We start from the raw sequence: 17,373 nt of genomic DNA, 5'->3' as shown, positions 1-17,373 counted from the left end.
AACGAGTATGGATTTTTATTTATCGACTCGCGCACGAGCCCCGCTACCAAGGCTAAGGCGGCGATGAACGGGCTTGGCATGCGATACGTGCATCGCGATGTGTTTTTAGATAATCAAAACAGCGTCGCTGCGGTGCGCAAAAAGCTGCGCGAAGCCGTGACGCTTGCTAAAAAACAGGGTTACGCCATCGCTATCGGCCATCCCAAAAGCTCCACTCTACGCGCGCTTGCAAATAGCGCCGACATCCTAGGCGAGGTTGATTTAGTGTATTTGGACGAAATTTATGAGTACTACGAGTGAGCTTAGTTTTAAAATTCCAAGCCTAGCAAGGCTCGGCGCGAGCGAGCCTGCGCGGCTGTATTTTAGGGGCGAGCCCGCGCTACTACAAAAGCGCCGCATCTCGATCGTGGGCTCGCGCAAGATGAGCGTTTATAGCAAAAATTTGATTCTGCGCCTCGCGCGCGCTTTGAGCGATGCGGACTTTTGCGTCGTAAGCGGCGCGGCGATCGGCTGCGACATAGCCGCGCACGAAGGGGCGTTTCCAAACACGATCGCGGTTTTTGGAAACGGCCTTGATCAAATTTATCCCGCGCAAAACGCCGCCATGATCGGCAAAATTTACGAGCGCAGCCTCGCGCTTAGCGAGTACGAGGACGGCGTGAGCGCGCGCGGATTTCAGTTTTTGCAGCGCAACCGCATCGTCGTGGCGCTGTCCGAAGCGCTGATCGTCGCTCAAGCCGAGCCCCGCAGCGGCTCGCTGCAAAGCGCGCGCCTGGCCCGCGAGATGGGCGTGCCCGTATACGTGCTGCCGCACCGAATGGACGAGAGCGCGGGCACGAATGATCTGCTCGCAAAATCTCAGGCGCGACTGATCGCGGATTTTGGCGAGTTTGTCGCCTCCTTGGCTCCGCAGACGCCGCAAAACACTGAGCGCGCACAGGATGAGGTGATGGAATTTTTAGCTCTAAATTCCGATTTGCAAGCGGCGATCGAGCGCTTCGGCGATAAAATTTACGAATACGAGCTTGAAGGCAAGATCGAAATTTTAGGCGCAAAGATCGTGGCAAAGTAGCCGGCGGGCGCTTACTTGCCGTGGTTTGATAGGCGCCGCCCGCCCGCCGGTACGGCTTGTTTGCACGGTCGGAGTTTAAATTTAGAAAAAGGCGGCTCGGTAAAATTTTACCTTCCGCGAGTCGCGCTAGAGCTTAAAACAAACCCGCGCGGCTCGCCGAAGCCGAGCTAAAAAGGATGAAATTTGATAGTTGCGATCGATCTTGGGCTTAAACGTATCGGCGTGGCGGCGGCACCGGATGATAAGACGCCGCTTCCGTGCGATCCGATCCTGCGCAAAAACCGTATCCAAGCCGCGCGCGAGCTAGGCGAACTGCTGCGCGAAAAGGGCGCTAGCGTGCTAGTGCTTGGCGTGCCGCGCGGCGGGGCGAGCGAGGAGGAGATGAGCAGGCGCATACGCCACTTCGCCTCGCTGCTGGATTTTGACGGCGAGATAAAATTTCAAGACGAGAGCTTTTCGAGCGCCGAAGCGGCGGAGTTTGCGAGCAAAGGCGCTAAGGGGGGCGGCAAGGATCCGCGCTTTGATAGCATCGCCGCAACGATAATTTTGCAGAGGTTTTTGGCAAGCAAGGGTTAGGCTCATGCGTAGCAACGTAATTTGCGCGCGGCGGTGAAAGATAAAACCGCCGCTCGTCTGCTTTACCGCTTTATGAATGCTCGTGGATCTTATCTTGCCTCGTAAAACGGATAGGTTTTATTCATGCCAAAAGTCGGTAAAATTTCATCGCCCGCTAAAGCTTGATATAATTTTACTTTGCCCGCAAAGAGTCTGCGGAATTTATTTTGGCGGTAGCCGTAAATGACGCTTTAGGCGGTTAAACCGAGCGAGATTGACGGCGGTTTGAACTTTAAGTAGTGAGGTTTATGCATTTTGGCGATCTGTGATAGCGCGCACGGCTGCTATTTTAAGTTTTTTCAAGGTCTATTTAGGCGCAAAGAATGCTAAGCAAAATTGCAAAAACGCGGATGCATCATAGAATAGGGCGCAAATTTTGCGATAAATTTCATTTAGGGAGCGGTTATGTTTAAGATCACGATGTTAGTAAAAAAGGCACCGGGTATCACGCAGCAGGAGTTTGTGGCGCATTGGGTGGCGCATTCGCAAAAGGTTTTGGCTAATCAAAAGACACTAAATATCGTCCGCTATGCAAAAACGATGCCCATCTTTCCAGAGGGGCAGAGCACCAAGCGCGAGACGGCGGCGTTTGGCTACGACGCGATGGGCGAGCTATGGTATGAGAGCGTGCAGGCGTTTGTGGACGCGCGAAATAGCGAGATGGCGCAAGAGGTGCTAGCGGAGCTGATGGCGGATGAGGCGAGGTTTTGCGATATGAAAAACTCCGTGATGTGGTTCGGCGAGGAGGAGGCTGTGATAGAGTTTGAGCGCTAGGGAGTGAGGCTTGCAGCGAATAAATTTTTAAGTAAAGCTCTTTAAATAGATAGAATCCTACGTGGCATTTGGGTTTTAAAATTAGCAGAATTTTACAGGCTGGGCTTGCGCGGCTGAAATCTCAGTCGCAACCTACATAGATGAAATTTACGTACGCTATACAGATATTGCGCGACCTAAATTATTTTAAGGCTCATATATCTAAGAATCATGGGTATTGAGCCAAAACGCCTAAAGACGCATTATGCTTACGATTTTAGCATAGGCAAACCTATTTCTAAGATAAAATTTAAAGGTTGGCAGCGTAAAATTTTTTAAAATTTCTAAGCAGCAATGCGAAATTTTCAAAAGTTTTCTAGGGCACGGCAAGATGCTTGTCGCGGGCTTAATATGCAACAAAATATTTTACACACTAGATTATCGCCCTGATAAATTACCATTGTAGAGTCCGTAGGTGTTTCAGACCTCAGGATTAAATGTTTTTTTATAAAAACTACAGGTGCTGTGGACGCCATATAGACGTGTGAGTAAAAATTGAGGCAAGCCAGCCATAAAAACAATCTTGCAAGTAAAATTTTAATTTGTCTTTTTAAAATTCCGCTCAAAGTTCCGTTTAAAATTTTATTTAAAATTTTGCTTGGGATTTTGATAGGAATTTTACAAGAATTCGCCGGAGATTTCACATCTATTATCAAAAATTAAAATTTTATTCCTCGCTTTTTGCTATAATTATTTTTAAAATTTAAAAGGAGCGAAAATGAAAATTTTAGCGTCGATTGCCGCACTAATCGTAGCAGCCTACTTGCTCGCGCAGATATTTTTCCCGCAGGCGATCTCGTTTGTCGGATGCGGCGTCGGTAGGGCTAATTCGTGCGAAGACTATGGAGCGTATTTGCTTGAGAAGCGCGATTATGAAGCAGCAAAAAAGCCGTTTGAAAAAGCTTGTGAAGCGGGGCTGGGAAATAGCTGTGCTATCGCGGGAGATTTACATTACGACGAGCAAAATTTATATAAAACTACGAAAGATAAGGGCAAGTCCGCGCGGTTTTATTCCAAAGCGTGTGAGCTGGGAGCCGCCAAAGCTTGCTACAACGCTGCGATAATCTATTATAAAAATGCCGATAAGAAAAATACGTTCGCATTTTTTGCCAAATCATGCGATTTGGGACTAGGCGAGGGCTGCTTAAACGCTGCGGTCGCTAGCTACGAAGAAAAAGACTATCAGGGCGCTCTTAAGTTTTTCCTAAAATCTTGCGATGCTGCTTTGGCAGAGGGATGCCAAAGGGTTGGGCTAGCGTATTCAAAGAAGGAATTTGGCGAGCCGGATCTGGATAAGGCGATGATCTACTACGACAAAGCCTGCAAGCTGGGAGCTGAGTTTAGCTGCAACGTAGTAGCTGCGATGAATAAAATAAATGCAAGCGAGGCTAATGCTACTAAATAGATGACAGGGCTAGCTAGATGATAACACGGCGAGATCGAAATTAATATAGAAATTTTGCGGAGCTTTATGGAATTTTATTTCTAAATTTTATTGCTGAAATTCCGTATATTGCGATAATAGCGATAGATAGCGATTTTAAAATTTCAGTATCTTAGAAGTTTAGAATTTAATCTATGCTGTGGATTTTATTGACAGAATTTTAACTTATCATAGACTTATCCATCGCGATATAGGGATTTCATCATAATCATGGTGCTAAATTATATATCGTTGAAAGAGAAAAAATTGCGCAAACTAGCGAGTAGCTATGCAATCACAGCTGATATGGCAAAAATATCCGAAGAAGATCGCACGAGGTAATCAATCTGCGAAGTAAGTAAAATCAATTATCAAGTGGATGGAATCTATCAATAAACAAGTAAAATTATTCATCGCAAAGCAAGCAAAATCGATCTGTAAATGGGTAGATCAAGCTTAAAACTAACTCGAATTAGCCTGTAAATAAGCTAAATTGCAAGCGAGATAAATTTTAAGCAGGCATATTGTAAGAAAGTAAAATTTTAGATGGGGTAAGCAGGGTAAATCGATTTCAAATCACCGTAGAAGTTGGATGACGATCCTAATTTAAAGCCCCATTTTTCCGGGATTTAAGATACCTTTTGGATCGAACGCCCTTTTGATCGCGCGAAATAGCTCCATCTCCGCTGCACTAAAAGCTAGTGGCATAAATTCCGCCTTACTTAGTCCGATGCCGTGCTCGCCGCTGAGCGTACCGCCGAGATCAACTGTAGCTTTGAAAATCTCAGCAATCGCGTCATGTCCGCGTCGCACCTGAGCTTCATCTTTTTTGTCGGCGACCATGACGTTGGTGTGGACATTGCCATCGCCCGTGTGCCCGAAGCAGGGCACGTGCACGCTGTATTTATCGCCGATGCGCGCGATACGGCGCAGTAGCTCGGGCAGCTGCGAGCGCGGGACGGTGATGTCCTCATTTAGCTTAAGCGTGCCGTAGATATTGATCGCCTGCGAGCAGTTGCGTCTCGCAAACCAAATGCCCGCACGCTCCTCTTCGCTTTCTGCGACGCGAAAGTCGCTCGCGCCGTTTTGAACGAAAATTTCTTTTATGAGCGCGAGCTCCTCCAAAAGCACTGCTTCTAAATTGCCGTCGGTTTCGCAGATCAAAATCGCACCCGCGCCCTTCGGCAAGCCTTTATGAAATTTCTCCTCGACCGCGGCTATGCACAGCGCGTCTAAAAATTCCATCGCCACGGGCGTGATACCGGCTGCCATTGTCTTATACACGGCATTCATTGCTGCATCTACGCTAGGAAAAACGCCCATCGCGGTCTTTTTAAGCTTTGGCATCGGGATTAGTTTGAGCGTGATTTCGGTGATGATGGCAAGCGCGCCTTCGCTTGCGATTAAAATTCCTGCCACGTTGAAGCCTGCGACATCTTTGATAGTGCGTTTGCCCGCTCGGATCACCTCTCCATTAGGCAGTACCGCACGCAGTGCCATTACGTAGTCTTTGGTGATGCCGTATTTTGCGGCGCGCATACCGCCGGAGTTTTCGGCGACATTGCCTCCTAGCGTGGAATAATCCTGGCTTGCGGGATCGGGCGGATAAAAAAGCCCGCGCGCTGCAGCTGCTTTTTGCAGATCGATATTTATGCAGCCGGGTTGGACTACGGTGAGTAGATTTTGCATGTCGATTTCTAGAATTTTATTCATATGTTTTTCAAATGCTAAAATCACTCCGCCGTTTGCGGCTAAAGATCCACCCGTAAAACCGCTACCTGCGCCTCTTGGAACTATGGGGATTAAATTTTCGTTGCAGAATTTTAAAATTTGACTGACATCGTCCTCACTTCGCGGGAAAAGCACGCCGTCCGGCAGGCAGCGTCTTTTCGTCGCGTCGTAGCAGTATGCTGTGCGATGAGCCTCGTCAAAATAGGCATTATCCGCGCCTAATAGATTTGTAAAAAACGCTTGCGCGGCGCTATTCATCGCCGTCTAAGCCCAGCAAATAGCGGTAGTGTTTGTCGTAATCGCTGATAGGGCCGTTAGTAAAGTCCCAAATGACGGTCTTTATCTCGCCCACGCGCGAGTAAAACGGCAGCTGATAATAAGCTACGCTGCCGCTAGCAAACGTACGCAAAGGCTTGAAACTACCGCAGTCGGCAAATACGCCTTGTTTATCCATCGCGATAAAAATCAGTCCGGCGCTGTTTTGCGCGCAAATTTTACGAAAATCGTCACGGCTGGGATTTGGCTTGTGGTTGTAGCTAAGATAGGCGCCGCCAAGATCTGGGTGGATAAAATTTATATTCGGAAAAGCCTTGATGACCTGCTCGTAAATTTCAGCGTTAGGCGCGACGATTATGGCGCGGTCATAGAGGAAATTTAAGATCAATTTATCGCCGCTTGAGGGTAAAATTTTAGGCAGCGGTAGCGCCTCTTGAGCTAACATATCAAAAACCTCAAATCGCACCTTTGCCTTGCCTGCGCTTTTTTGCGTCACGACTGCGCGCGCGATGATGGAGCTCGCGCCGCTACCGAAATTATGCATCACCACTCCGCTGCTGCCTACGGCAATCGTAGGGCTATCTGTGATCTCGCCTGAACCATCCTTTACACTAAGTAGGGCGGTTTCGTATCGCGGCATGTTAAATTCTGCTCCTATCGCCGCACTTAAAAATAGACCTAAAATAAGTAAAGCTTTTTTCAAAATTCTGCTCCTGAATAAAATTTCGGCTAATTATACATAAAACTTTGAAATTAACGATAAAATTCCGCGGTATTTACGAAATATAAGCGTTTTTTCGTTACAATCCCGCCTTAAAATAATATTTCAAAGCGGTTTTATATGACTAGAATTTTTATATTGCTTTTTCTGTGGATAGGCGTAGTTTTTGCGAACAACCCCAGCGTAGAGAAGTTTGCCTGGCCCGATGGCGTAAGTCTGCTGCAATTTATGGAAACTGCGGGCATTCCCGCGTCTGTATATTATGACCTGGATAAAGAGGATCAGGAGCTTGCCGCCGAGGTACGAGCTGGCGTGGAGTGTCAAATTTTGCGTGATCCAGCAGGTCGCGTCTCTCAGCTGTTAATCCCTGTCAGCGAGGAGCTTCAGATCCACATCTACCGCGATAAATTAGGCACTTTTAGATTCGTTTATACTCCGATAGTTTATGAGGAAAACAGCTACTCTTTAGGAATTCAGATCGAAAGCTCGCCCTATCAAGATATCATCAAGGCTACGGGCAATGCAGCTTTAGCGAATGAGTTTATGCTTGTTTTTAAAAACGAGGTAAATTTTAAAAAGCTGCAAAAGGGCGATCGGCTTGTGATCCTGTATGAGCAAAAGACGCGCCTTGGCAAACCTTTTGGCGGAGTAAATATCACCGCAGGAATGATCGAGGAAAATAAAAAGCCCAAATCGCTATATTTTTTCGACGATAAATACTACGACCGAAGCGGTAAAAAGGTCGAATCTTTTCTGCTGATTACACCGCTTGTTTATACTAGAATTTCATCGTATTTTACTCCTAAAAGATTTCATCCGATTTTAAAGCGATATCGCGCGCATCTAGGTGTGGATTACGCAGCCCCCAAAGGCACTAGGGTAAATGCCGCAGGAGCGGGCAAGATTAGCTTTGTAGGGCGTAAAAACGGCTACGGCAACACCGTAGAGATCAACCACGGCGGCGGCATTAGCACGCTTTATGCACATCTTAGCGGCTTTGCTAGCGGCACAAAAGCAGGCGTTAGCGTCAAGCAAGGTCAGTTAATCGCCTATGTGGGCTCGACCGGGCTTAGTTCGGGACCGCATCTACACTTCGGACTTTATAAAAATAAGCAGGCGATAGATCCCCTTAAAGTAGTCAAGATTGAAAAAACTAACGTCATAAGCGCAGAGGAGCTTAAATTTAAAGCCCTCGTCAAAGATATGGACGCTAGAATGGCTGCGGCTAAAGACGGCTCAAAAAACCCGGCTAAATTTGAAAACTACGAGTCACTTATCACGATAAATTAAGGCCAAAAATGGAAAATAAAGAGCAGCTGGACGACGTCGAGGAAGCTAAAGCGCTGCTTGATGCGCATCTAGGCGATACGCTTGAGCATGAGCTGAGTGCCGCAGATCTTACGGAGCATTTAAAAACTCTAAAGAAGCACGACGAAGAAAAATACGTAGAATTCTTAAAAAAGCTAGATCCTGAAGATCTTGCCGATGCTGCGCTCGAGATGCCCGAGCATATGCTCGAAGACGTCATCGAAACTCTGCCTCACGAAAAGATCGTCAAAGCGATCGAGGAGCTCGAAAGCGACGATCAGGCGGAGCTTTTGCAAAATATCGGCGAAATCGACGAGGACAAGGCCGAGCAGATTTTCTATGGGCTTGATGAGGACGATCGCCACGATATTCTTACGATCTCCAAATATAGCGAAGATGAGGCGGGCGCGTATATGCAGACCGAGGTCTTTAGCGCGAGACAGGATCAGACCCTGGGGCAGGCGGTTGAGATGCTGCGCGTTATGCGCGAAAAAGACGAGATAGAGAATGTCTTTCAGCTCTTTGTGCTTGATAAAAAGGGACATCTGCTTACTACCTTTTCGACGTCCGATCTGATTTTATACGATTTTTCACTCACGTTGGAGCAAATTTCACAAAAATTCGGCGCCGAAAACAAAATCCACTTCGCCACCGATACCGATAAGATCGACGATGTGATCAAGGACTTTGAAGAATTCGATCTTAACGTCATCCCCGTTGTCGATGCTAACGGCGTGCTTATCGGGCGTATCACCGCCGACGATATCCACGATCTCATCCAAGAGCGCGCCACCGAGCAAATTTACAACCTCGCGGGCGTCGATGACGAAGCGGAGGACGATGAGACGACGATCTTTAAGGCGGGACGCGCGCGCGCTGTGTGGCTAGCGGTAAATTTATGCACGGCGATCGTAAGCTCCACGATCATCGGGCTTTTTGACGCCACTATCGAAAAGCTGGTCGCACTCGCCGTGCTTATGCCAATAGTCGCCTCCATGGGCGGCAACACCGGCACGCAGGCGCTTACGGTAACCGTGCGACGCCTAGCCTTGGGCGAGATAGCGTTTAAAGACAAAAAGCAGGTTCTCTTTCGCGAGATCACGATCGCTTTCGTAAACGGCCTAATCTTTGCCACGCTGATGGGGTTTGTGGCGTATTTTTGGTTCGGCATTAAGCTTTTGGGGCTGGTGATTGCGATGTCGATGGTGCTAAATTTAACGCTCGCGGGGCTTTTCGGCGCCGTCATTCCGATCACGCTTAAAAAATTAAATATCGACCCCGCCGTCGGCAGCTCCGTGCTGCTTACCACGGTAACGGACATCGTAGGATTTTTTAGCTTTTTAGGACTTGCGACATGGATACTACTATAAAAAATTTTAAAATTTCCGAGCTTAAAAGCTCGAATTTCGTTAAACCCTTTCGCTTAAGCTTTGAAATGGACGGCGTGGCGCGCGCGTGGGACTGCGTCAAGGTGCACGATAGCGTCTCGATTTTGCTCTACCATACGCAGCGCGACGCGCTTTTGCTCGTCAAGCAGTTTCGCCCCAGCGTGTGGTTTTATCAAGAGGAAAATTTAATAAATTCGCCCGAAAAGGGCTACACCTATGAGCTTTGCGCGGGCATTTTAGACAAGGGCATCAGCGAGGAGCAAACGGCAATCGAAGAGGTGCTCGAAGAGACGGGATACGCCGTGAAGGATTTGAAATTTATCACGAGCTACTACAGCGCCCTGGGCTTTGCGGCAAACCGTCAAATTTTATACTTCGCGTGTATCGACGAATCGATGAAGCTAGGTCGCGGCGGCGGCGTGGACGGCGAGAAAATCGAGCTTTTCTACCTGCCTGCAGCCAAGGCGCGAGAGTTTATGTTTGACGAAAAGATCGTGCGCGCGCCGGGGCTGATCCTAGCATTTCAATGGTTTTTGAGCGAGTTTAAAGCTTAGCGGCGAGACGGAATTTCGCGTGCCGTTGCGCATTTTTGCGTCTCGGCTTTAAATTTAAAGGACGGCGATGAGGGTTTTACTTAGGCTGTGCGTCATCGCGGCGTGTGTTTATGTCTGCGTGCTAGCGGGACTTTATATCTTTCAAGAACGGCTGATATTTTTGGGCGAGCCGCTAGATAAAAACTTCAAATTTAGCTTTGAAAATTCCGAATTTACTGGACTTGTGAACGCGCCCGAGAGCGGCGCGCGTTTAGATATGCAGGCGTCCGCTACGCAAGGCGCGGCGACAAACGGCGCTGCAGACGAAGGCGCTTCCGCAGCGAGCGGCACAAAAGAAAGCGGCGCCGTAGCGGGTAACTCGGCGGGCGAGATTAAAGCCGGCGCCGAAACGAGCGGTTTTGAAAATGAAAATACTCAAACTAGCTTCGAGCGCGTCGGCGAAAATACCGCTCAGGACGTCACTGCGGGCAATAACGCAAATGCCGCTGCGATAAAATTTCAAGAGATCAATATCCCGTTTGGGGGCGGGTTTATAAACGGGCTGAAATTTAGTGCGGCAGAGCCTAAAGGCGCGATTTTATTCTTTCACGGCAACTTCGGCGACGTGAGCGGCTGGGGTGCATACGGCGCGGATTTTGCGGCTTTGGGATACGATTTTTATATTTTCGATTACCCGGGCTACGGCAAATCGGACGGCAAAATTTCATCGCAGCAGCAGCTTTTTGCGAGCGCCGATGCGATGAGCCGCTACGTTTTAGCGCAGCATCCGCCAAGAAAGCTCGCGATGATCGGCTACTCGATCGGAAGCGGCATCGCGGCACAGCAGGCTGCGAAGTGGGATGCTGCGCGGTTGATTTTGCTCGCGCCATATTTTAGCTTCGAACGGCTTGCGCACGAAAAAATTCCCTTTGTGCCGAAATTTTTGATCCGCTATAAGATTCCGACTGCGGAATTTTTGCGAGCGGCACGCGGCACTCAGATCACGCTCATCCACGGAGCCGCCGACGAGCTGATACCCGTGCAGCACTCAAACGATCTTGCTGGATCTCTTAAGGCGGGCGATCTATTTTATGAAATACCAGACGCGCGGCATAATGGACTGCTGGCAATGCCCGGGACTTGGAAGATTTTAAAAGAGAGGCTGCGCTAATATAGCGGAGCTCGGCGTAAAATTTCACGCAAAATTCGACCGCTGAATTTTAAAATTTTACGTAGAATTCCGCGCGGGCTCGGTCTCCGTAAAATCGTATGAAATTTTATAGCGGCAAAACACGGCGCCAAAAATAGGGCGCAATTTCAAATTAAAATTTGCGCACCGTTAGTGTAAATATAGAGCCAATTTTGTAGCGTTAAATTCTTTCTAGCGCGAAGGTGCTGAAAATTTTAAACTAAAATTTGCGCTAGGCCGCAACGCCGTATGTTTTAGTCGCGATAAAATTCTGTGAAATTTTATCTCCGCAGCCGTTTATAAATTTCAAGTCTAAATTTTATATTTACGCCCTGACGACGCCGTATTTTAGCCGCGCAAAATTCTGCCGCATAAAATCCTGCCTAACAAAATTCTGCTGCGTAGATTTCAATTCACCGCGCTCAAATTTTATCCGCCGCGCCTAAATTTATCCAGCCCGTCGCGCTTTACCGAAATTTATATTTAGTTGTTGTAAAATGCGTTTTTAAAAGGATTTTAGCGGGTTGTGATATGAGTATTTTAGAGCTTACAGAGTGCGTAGGCATCGCTTCGGCGGCGCTTAGCGGGTTTTTATTCGGCGTAAAGAAGGGTTGCGATTGGCTTGGGATCTTTATCGCGGCGTTTTTGACAGCGCTTGGCGGCGGGATCATGCGCGATACCTTAGTAAGCCGCGAAATCTACTCGTTTACGCACTATGCGCCCGTAACCATAGTGCTTGCGGTAAGCGCCGTAGCCATTTTTGCCAAACTTTACGAAAACCGCGATTTAGAGGGTAAATTTTTATTTATTCTAACCGATGCGATCGACGTCGTAAGCTTTTCGATCGTGGGAGCGATGGTCGCGCTAAGCTACAATCACAACGTTTTTGGCGTGGTGCTAATCGCATTTTGCAACGGCGTGGGCGGCGGCATCTTGCGCGACGTGCTGCTGAATGAAGTGCCGTGGTTTTTGCATACGGGGCTTTACGGTACGATAAGTATGGGCGTGGGCTTGATATATTTCGTGCTTGATGGATTGGGGCTTAGCGGTGTAGTTTCGGTGCTTATTTTGCTGGTTTTAGGGGTTGCGTTTCGCATGGTGGCTTATTACAAATCTTGGCATCTGCCTAAAGTGGAGTATAAAAAATGAACTATTTGATGGATAATTTCGCGCGCGTAAACGTAGCGCTAGTAAGAGGCGAGGGCTCGATAGTCTATGATGAAGCGGGCAAGGACTACGTGGATTTCGGCGCAGGCATCGGCGTAAACTGCCTGGGGCACGCAAACGAGATCGTGCTGGAAGCGATCGGCACGCAAGCCGCGCAGATCATCCACGGCTCGAATATCTATAGAATTCTGCCTCAAGAAGCCCTGGCTCAAAAGATTAGCGAGCTTTTGGGATATCGCACATACGCGGTGTTTTGTAACTCGGGCGCGGAGGCTAACGAAGCTGCGATCAAAATGGCGCGCAAATACGGCACCGTAAACTTCCCTAATAAAAAATTTGAAATTCTAACTCTGCGAAATTCTTTCCATGGCCGCACGCTAGCGACATTGCAAGCTACGGGGCAGGAGAAATTTCATCCGGAAATTTTTGCGCCCTATATGCCCGGGTTTAAATTTTTCGACGATATCGAAGAGATCATCGCGCATATCGATGAAAATAGCGTCGCCGTGATGATCGAGCTCGTTCAGGGCGAGGGCGGCATTAAACCTCTGGATAAGGCTAGCGTGCAAAGGCTGGCGGCTGTTTTGAAAGAGAAAAAGCTGCTTTTGATCACCGACGAGGTGCAGTGCGGCGTATATCGCACGGGCGAGTTTGCAACGTCGCAAATTTACGGCATCCGCCCCGACATCATCACCTTTGCCAAAGGTCTTGCGGGCGGCGTGCCGATCGGCGCGTGCGTGGCGCAGCAAAACATTTTCGCTCCGGGCGAGCACGGCAGCACCTTCGGCGGTAACTTTTTGGCGACCTCTACGGCGCTTGCGGTGCTTTCGCAGCTAGAGTTTTTAAAAGCGAGCGGCAAGCTTGATAAGACTATAAAAAGATTTATCAAAAAACTAGACCAGCTCGCCGCAGACTATCCTAGCCTGATCGAAAAGCGCGTGGGGCTCGGTCTGATGCAAGGCCTCGTGCTGCGCGATGAAAAAAATCTGGGCGAAATCTTTAACAAAGCCCTGCAAAACGGACTTTTGATCCTAAAATCCGGCAAGCGCACCCTTAGATTTTTGCCTGCGCTAAATATCAAAAAACCGGAGATCAAAGAGGGCTTTGCGCGCCTACGCAAGAGCCTGGACGAGATAGTGCGGGCGTGAAATTTAGCGATTTTTTTGAGGGCTGGCTAAACGAGAGCTACTACGCAAATGCCGCCAAAATCGGCAAGAGCGGTGATTTTTACACTGCCGTAAGCGTAGGGAGCTTCTTCGGTATCTGCATCGCGCGCGAAATTTTGCGCCTAAGCGCGGATTTTGGTGCGACGCAAGCGTTAAGCTTAGATGCGGTGGCAAGCTCGGGCGTATCGCGGCAAAACCTTGTGGCTAATCCTGGCAAATTAAATTTAGATGTCGCGCTTGCAGAAAAATCGCAAAATAGCGTTAAAATAGCTATCGTAGAGATCGGCTCGCACGACGGACGGCTGCTTTGCGACATAGCGCAAGCTATCTTTACGCTGGGCGGCGCGGCGGCGCTTGATAAATTTAGCTTTGCGATTATCGAGCCGCACGAGCGCCTGCGCGAGCTACAGCGGGCGAGCTTTGCGCAGAGCTTCGGCGACGATATCGCGCTAAAGCACTTTGCAAGCGTACACGAGGCGAAATTTAAAGATGCGATCTTTGTGGCAAACGAGCTTTTCGACGCCTTTAAATGCGAGGCGGTGGACGGCGAAAATATGCTTTTTATCGAAAGCGGCGCGGCAAAATTTGCCCCCATAAAAGAATGTGAAATTTTGACCCTCGAGCGCAGATTTGGTATCTCGCGCGGCGAAATCCCGGTCGGATATTTTCGCTTCGCGCGCGAAATTTGCGCTAGCGCGCAGCGGTTTTATTTCATAGCCTTTGATTACGGACAGATGGGCGCTAGCGGCGATTTTAGCCTGCGGATTTACCGAAACCACGAGGTTTTCAGCTTCTTTGAGGTGCAAAACTTGAGCGATTTTTACGGCAAGAGCGATCTTACTTACGACGTAAATTTTGAAATTTTGCGTGCTGCGTTTGAGGACGCGGGTGCCGTGACGGCGGATTTTAAAAGACAGATCGCGGCTCTGATAGACTTCGGCGCGGTCCAGCTTTTAGAGCTTTTTATGCAAAAAAGCGGCGAGAAGGGCTATCGCAACGCGCTTTTGCAGTTTAATCACTTGCGCGCTGAGTTTGGCGAAAAGTTTAAGATGATAAAATTTAAAAAGGAGCTTTGATGAAAGCTTTTATCGATTGCGACTGCGAAATTTTGCAAAAGACGCTGGAGCTGTTTTTGAAGGATCGCGCTACAAGTGCGCAGGATTGCGACTTTGTGATAAGCGATGAGCCACAAAGCTCGGTAAAACCGCTATTTTTGATCGGCGAGGGCGGTGATTTGACGCTACCGTTTTCAAAGAATACTTTGCTATCGAAGCTGGAGGATTTCCAAGGCTCGCTAAAGCGGGATTTTAGCGGATACGATGCGGCGGAAGAGGAAATTTGCGCACTATTTGATGAGTTTAAGGTAAAAATCATCGAAATTTTAAGAAGGCAAAATGGCTAAATTTTCCAAACCTGACGGCACGCTCTTTACGCAAATTTCAAGCGGCATTTATAGGGGCAAAAAGCTCGCTCTGCCCGCGCTTTCGAGTACGCGCAGCACAAAAAGCATCGTAAAGGGCTCATTTTTTGATACGTGGCGGGCGGAGTTGCGCGACGCGGTGTTTATCGAGTGCTTCGGCGGCAGCGGCGCGATGGCGCTTGAAGCGCTAAGCAACGGCGCAAAAAACGTTTATGCGATCGAAAAGAACGTCGCCGCGCATAAAATAATGCGGAAAAATTTTAAGCTTTTCGGGCTCGGCGCAAACGCGATTTTGGGTGATTGTTTCGAGCGACTGCCCGAAATTTTGCATGAGCTGCAAGCGGATATAAACGGACGCTCGGACGCGAATTCGCCAAATTTAAGCGGCAAAAATTTCAAAAACCATGCCAACGACGTCGCCTGCTATGAAAATTTAGGCAGCGAAAAAGAGAGCTGCCGCAAAAGCTTTAGTAGCGTAGAGCAGGGCGAGAACGGATACCGCGCCGCGCAAGGCATCGGAGCGGAAAGCGACACGCAAAGCGGCGTAAAAAATTTGGCTAAATGCGGCACGCGAAGCAGTATGTCTGACAGAGCGCAAAATGGCGCGCAGAGCGGCGCAAATGGTGATTGCGCAGGCGCGGAGAGCTTTGACGATTGTGCCCAGATTGGCGATTATGCGAGCGCTTCTAGTATAAAATACTGTGTGAATTCGCTAGCCACGGACGCTGCGAGCTTTAGCAAAAAGTTTGACGCTAGCTCCGCTTCAAAATACGACGCTAGCGACGCCGAAACCGCTAATCGTAGCGTAAATTTAAGCTCAAAATGCAGCGAGAGCTCTAATTTTGACACAAATCGCGGTGTGGGCTTAGACGTGAGCTGCGAAGAGAAAGAAATCTTAAATTTAGGCGAGAATTTTAACGCTAGCTACGGAGAAAATTTACATTCAAACGCAAATTTCATCTATGATTCAAGAAAAAATTCTACTGCGAATTCCATAGAAAATTCCGTCTTCGATCCTGCGCGCAGAGTGTTTGTCTATCTGGACCCGCCGTTTGCGATCAGACAGGGCTTTGGCGGGATTTATGAGCGGATGCTGGCGCTGATAGCGCGCCTAGGCTCCGCGCAGTTCGAGCTGCTAATCGCGATCGAGCATATGAGCGAGCTTGGGTTGCCGCTTAAAATCGGCGATTTCGTGCTGCTTAAATCGCGTAAATTCGGCGCTACGACGATGAGCTACTACGCAAAATGAAAAATTTAAAGCAAATTTTAGATTATTACGCCGATTTGAAAAATTGCGACGCGGATCTTTTCGGCGCGCCCGATCCGCTGCAGGTCGCAAAGCAACATCGAAACGACGTCGTAGCGCTTATTTGCGCGCTGTTTGCTTACGGTAACGCGGCTCAAATTTTAAAATTTCTCCACTCGCTTGATTTTTCGCTTTTAGATGGGAGCGATGAGCGCATGAGAGCGGAGCTTGCGGGCAAAAAATATAGATTTCAAAGCTCGCGCGACGTCGCTGAAATTTTTATAACTTTAAAGCGGCTTAAAAATAGTCTTAGCATCGAGGAGAGCGTGCTTCGCGGCATGCAAAAAAGCGGACGGATCGAGGATGGGATAAATTTTTTAATCGGCGAGATTTACAGATTAAATCCCTACCGTAGCCCTGGGTATGAGTTTTTTTTCGGGCGCGGTTTCGCGCAAAAGCCCACGTCGCCGTACAAGCGCTACAATCTCTTCCTGCGCTGGGCGGTGCGCGACAGCGACATCGATCTGGGGCTGTACAGAAAGATCGAAAAATCGCGCCTCCTCATCCCGCTCGATACCCATACGCATAAAGTTTCGCTTAAGCTTGGGCTGATCGATCGCAAGAGTTACGATTTTGAGGCGGTTTTGCAGCTTACGCAAAGCTTAAGACGCTTCGATCCGAGCGATCCCATCAAATACGACTTCGCGCTGTATCGCCTCGGGCAGAGCGGCGAGATAGATAAAATTTTACCCGAACTAAGCGCGAGTTTAGGTAAAACTGCGAAGTAAGTCGGCGAAATTTTATCTGGTACGAGCGGGGCGATGAAATTTTATGAAGTTTTAGTGCGGCTGTGCGGCGGAATTTTGCGCTGTTTTGCCGCATAAGTAGGGCTGGCTTTATGGATTTTGCCGCGCGCCTTAAGTATAGCGCGTCGAAATTTCATAAAATTTTAGCAAAAGATCGCTTTATAAAATTCTGCAAATTTCACGGATAGCTGCGCGAAATTTATAGGGCTATTTTATGAAATTCAAGTAAAATTTCGCCGCTTTGCATTGCTAAAATTTTATAGAATTTTGCAGCTTGTGCGTGACGCGATAAAATGCATGGAGCTAAAACGGCAATCGCGCGGTAAATTTCATAAAATTTAAGCAGGAGCCGTGCGGCAAAATCCGATATAATTCCGTGGAATTTTATAAAATTGCATGGAATTCTAGCAGGCGCTCGTATGCACTTTGCGGTGCATGAGCGGTTTGCGATCGTAATTGCGAGAATTCTGACAGGCGTTCATAGCACGTGCCTGCGTGA

Annotated in this window: 17 protein-coding genes; 15 read left to right on the top strand and 2 right to left on the bottom strand. The window is 48.3% G+C overall.

The window, feature by feature from the left end; translation table 11 throughout:
* The 5 genes from Q0393_RS06585 to Q0393_RS06565 all read left to right on the top strand — a co-directional run.
* Positions 1–300 (top strand): divergent polysaccharide deacetylase family protein (locus Q0393_RS06585; RefSeq protein WP_298978863.1); only part of this gene is annotated, 300 nt, incomplete at its 5' end.
* The gene (locus Q0393_RS06580; protein ID WP_298978862.1) at positions 284–1,072 is read left to right on the top strand and encodes a DNA-processing protein DprA; all 789 of its coding nucleotides are present in this window, start codon (positions 284–286) and stop codon (positions 1,070–1,072) included. The genes Q0393_RS06585 and Q0393_RS06580, both read left to right, overlap by 17 nt.
* A 183-nt stretch (positions 1,073–1,255) precedes the next feature.
* Positions 1,256–1,648 (top strand): Holliday junction resolvase RuvX, encoded by a 393-nt coding sequence (ruvX, locus tag Q0393_RS06575; RefSeq protein WP_298978860.1) that lies wholly within the window; start codon positions 1,256–1,258, stop codon positions 1,646–1,648.
* 444 nt (positions 1,649–2,092) lie between these two features.
* Entirely contained in the window at positions 2,093–2,461 is a 369-nt protein-coding gene (locus Q0393_RS06570; protein WP_298978858.1) for an EthD domain-containing protein, read from the top strand.
* Positions 2,462–3,218: 757 nt separating this feature from the next.
* Complete coding sequence (locus tag Q0393_RS06565; protein WP_298978857.1) at positions 3,219–3,905, top strand: tetratricopeptide repeat protein; 687 nt, start codon at positions 3,219–3,221, stop codon at positions 3,903–3,905.
* A gap of 624 nt (positions 3,906–4,529) precedes the next feature.
* Here the strand turns inward: Q0393_RS06565 and Q0393_RS06560 are convergent.
* Both Q0393_RS06560 and Q0393_RS06555 read right to left on the bottom strand, forming a co-directional pair.
* Entirely contained in the window at positions 4,530–5,912 is a 1,383-nt protein-coding gene (locus Q0393_RS06560) for an FAD-linked oxidase C-terminal domain-containing protein (RefSeq protein WP_298978856.1), read from the bottom strand.
* Positions 5,905–6,633, bottom strand: a complete 729-nt coding sequence (locus Q0393_RS06555; protein ID WP_298978854.1) for a plasminogen-binding N-terminal domain-containing protein — start codon at positions 6,631–6,633, stop codon at positions 5,905–5,907. Before Q0393_RS06555 ends, Q0393_RS06560 begins: the two co-directional genes overlap by 8 nt.
* Before the next feature lie 138 nt (positions 6,634–6,771).
* Here Q0393_RS06555 and Q0393_RS06550 point away from each other — a divergent pair, with 138 nt between their 5' ends.
* From Q0393_RS06550 to Q0393_RS06505, 10 genes are all read left to right on the top strand, one after another.
* The gene (locus Q0393_RS06550) at positions 6,772–7,941 is read left to right on the top strand and encodes a peptidoglycan DD-metalloendopeptidase family protein (RefSeq protein WP_298978852.1); all 1,170 of its coding nucleotides are present in this window, start codon (positions 6,772–6,774) and stop codon (positions 7,939–7,941) included.
* Between the two features lie 8 nt (positions 7,942–7,949).
* The gene (gene mgtE, locus Q0393_RS06545; protein ID WP_298978850.1) at positions 7,950–9,329 is read left to right on the top strand and encodes a magnesium transporter; all 1,380 of its coding nucleotides are present in this window, start codon (positions 7,950–7,952) and stop codon (positions 9,327–9,329) included.
* Positions 9,314–9,901 (top strand): NUDIX hydrolase, encoded by a 588-nt coding sequence (locus Q0393_RS06540; protein ID WP_298978849.1) that lies wholly within the window; start codon positions 9,314–9,316, stop codon positions 9,899–9,901. The genes mgtE and Q0393_RS06540 overlap by 16 nt, the downstream gene beginning before the upstream one ends.
* 67 nt (positions 9,902–9,968) lie before the next feature.
* On the top strand, positions 9,969–11,051 hold the full coding sequence (locus Q0393_RS06535; protein ID WP_298978848.1) for an alpha/beta fold hydrolase: 1,083 nt from the start codon (positions 9,969–9,971) through the stop codon (positions 11,049–11,051).
* A gap of 549 nt (positions 11,052–11,600) precedes the next feature.
* On the top strand, positions 11,601–12,218 hold the full coding sequence (locus tag Q0393_RS06530) for a TRIC cation channel family protein (protein WP_297944697.1): 618 nt from the start codon (positions 11,601–11,603) through the stop codon (positions 12,216–12,218).
* Positions 12,215–13,384: an aspartate aminotransferase family protein gene (locus Q0393_RS06525; RefSeq protein ID WP_298978845.1), complete on the top strand. Its 1,170-nt coding sequence runs from the start codon at positions 12,215–12,217 to the stop codon at positions 13,382–13,384. Before Q0393_RS06530 ends, Q0393_RS06525 begins: the two co-directional genes overlap by 4 nt.
* Positions 13,381–14,478 carry an SAM-dependent methyltransferase gene (locus Q0393_RS06520; protein WP_298978843.1) on the top strand — a complete coding sequence of 366 codons (1,098 nt, stop codon included), beginning with the start codon at positions 13,381–13,383 and terminating at the stop codon, positions 14,476–14,478. Before Q0393_RS06525 ends, Q0393_RS06520 begins: the two co-directional genes overlap by 4 nt.
* Complete coding sequence (locus Q0393_RS06515) at positions 14,478–14,804, top strand: hypothetical protein (RefSeq protein WP_298978841.1); 327 nt, start codon at positions 14,478–14,480, stop codon at positions 14,802–14,804. The genes Q0393_RS06520 and Q0393_RS06515 overlap by 1 nt, the downstream gene beginning before the upstream one ends.
* Positions 14,797–16,071: an RsmD family RNA methyltransferase gene (locus Q0393_RS06510; protein ID WP_298978839.1), complete on the top strand. Its 1,275-nt coding sequence runs from the start codon at positions 14,797–14,799 to the stop codon at positions 16,069–16,071. The genes Q0393_RS06515 and Q0393_RS06510 overlap by 8 nt, the downstream gene beginning before the upstream one ends.
* A complete protein-coding gene (locus Q0393_RS06505) occupies positions 16,068–16,856 on the top strand; it encodes a TIGR02757 family protein (protein WP_298978838.1) in 789 nt (262 codons plus the stop codon). The genes Q0393_RS06510 and Q0393_RS06505 overlap by 4 nt, the downstream gene beginning before the upstream one ends.
* Positions 16,857–17,373: the final 517 nt, after the last annotated feature.

The sequence above is a fragment of the uncultured Campylobacter sp. genome (genome assembly GCF_938015785.1).
Classification (GTDB): Bacteria; Campylobacterota; Campylobacteria; order Campylobacterales; family Campylobacteraceae; genus Campylobacter_B.
Note: the sequence above shows the minus strand (reverse complement) of the source record. Positions and strands in the feature narration are given on the sequence as shown.

Coding starts and splice junctions, on each gene's coding strand:
- mgtE (WP_298978850.1), top strand. CDS start 7,950: ATGGAAAATAAAGAGCAGCTGGACGACGTCGAGGAAGCTAAAGCGCTG.
- Q0393_RS06535 (WP_298978848.1), top strand. CDS start 9,969: ATGAGGGTTTTACTTAGGCTGTGCGTCATCGCGGCGTGTGTTTATGTC.
- Q0393_RS06525 (WP_298978845.1), top strand. CDS start 12,215: ATGAACTATTTGATGGATAATTTCGCGCGCGTAAACGTAGCGCTAGTA.
- Q0393_RS06565 (WP_298978857.1), top strand. CDS start 3,219: ATGAAAATTTTAGCGTCGATTGCCGCACTAATCGTAGCAGCCTACTTG.
- Q0393_RS06560 (WP_298978856.1), bottom strand. CDS start 5,912: ATGAATAGCGCCGCGCAAGCGTTTTTTACAAATCTATTAGGCGCGGAT.
- Q0393_RS06570 (WP_298978858.1), top strand. CDS start 2,093: ATGTTTAAGATCACGATGTTAGTAAAAAAGGCACCGGGTATCACGCAG.
- Q0393_RS06550 (WP_298978852.1), top strand. CDS start 6,772: ATGACTAGAATTTTTATATTGCTTTTTCTGTGGATAGGCGTAGTTTTT.
- Q0393_RS06540 (WP_298978849.1), top strand. CDS start 9,314: ATGGATACTACTATAAAAAATTTTAAAATTTCCGAGCTTAAAAGCTCG.
- Q0393_RS06515 (WP_298978841.1), top strand. CDS start 14,478: ATGAAAGCTTTTATCGATTGCGACTGCGAAATTTTGCAAAAGACGCTG.
- Q0393_RS06505 (WP_298978838.1), top strand. CDS start 16,068: ATGAAAAATTTAAAGCAAATTTTAGATTATTACGCCGATTTGAAAAAT.
- Q0393_RS06510 (WP_298978839.1), top strand. CDS start 14,797: ATGGCTAAATTTTCCAAACCTGACGGCACGCTCTTTACGCAAATTTCA.
- Q0393_RS06580 (WP_298978862.1), top strand. CDS start 284: ATGAGTACTACGAGTGAGCTTAGTTTTAAAATTCCAAGCCTAGCAAGG.
- Q0393_RS06530 (WP_297944697.1), top strand. CDS start 11,601: ATGAGTATTTTAGAGCTTACAGAGTGCGTAGGCATCGCTTCGGCGGCG.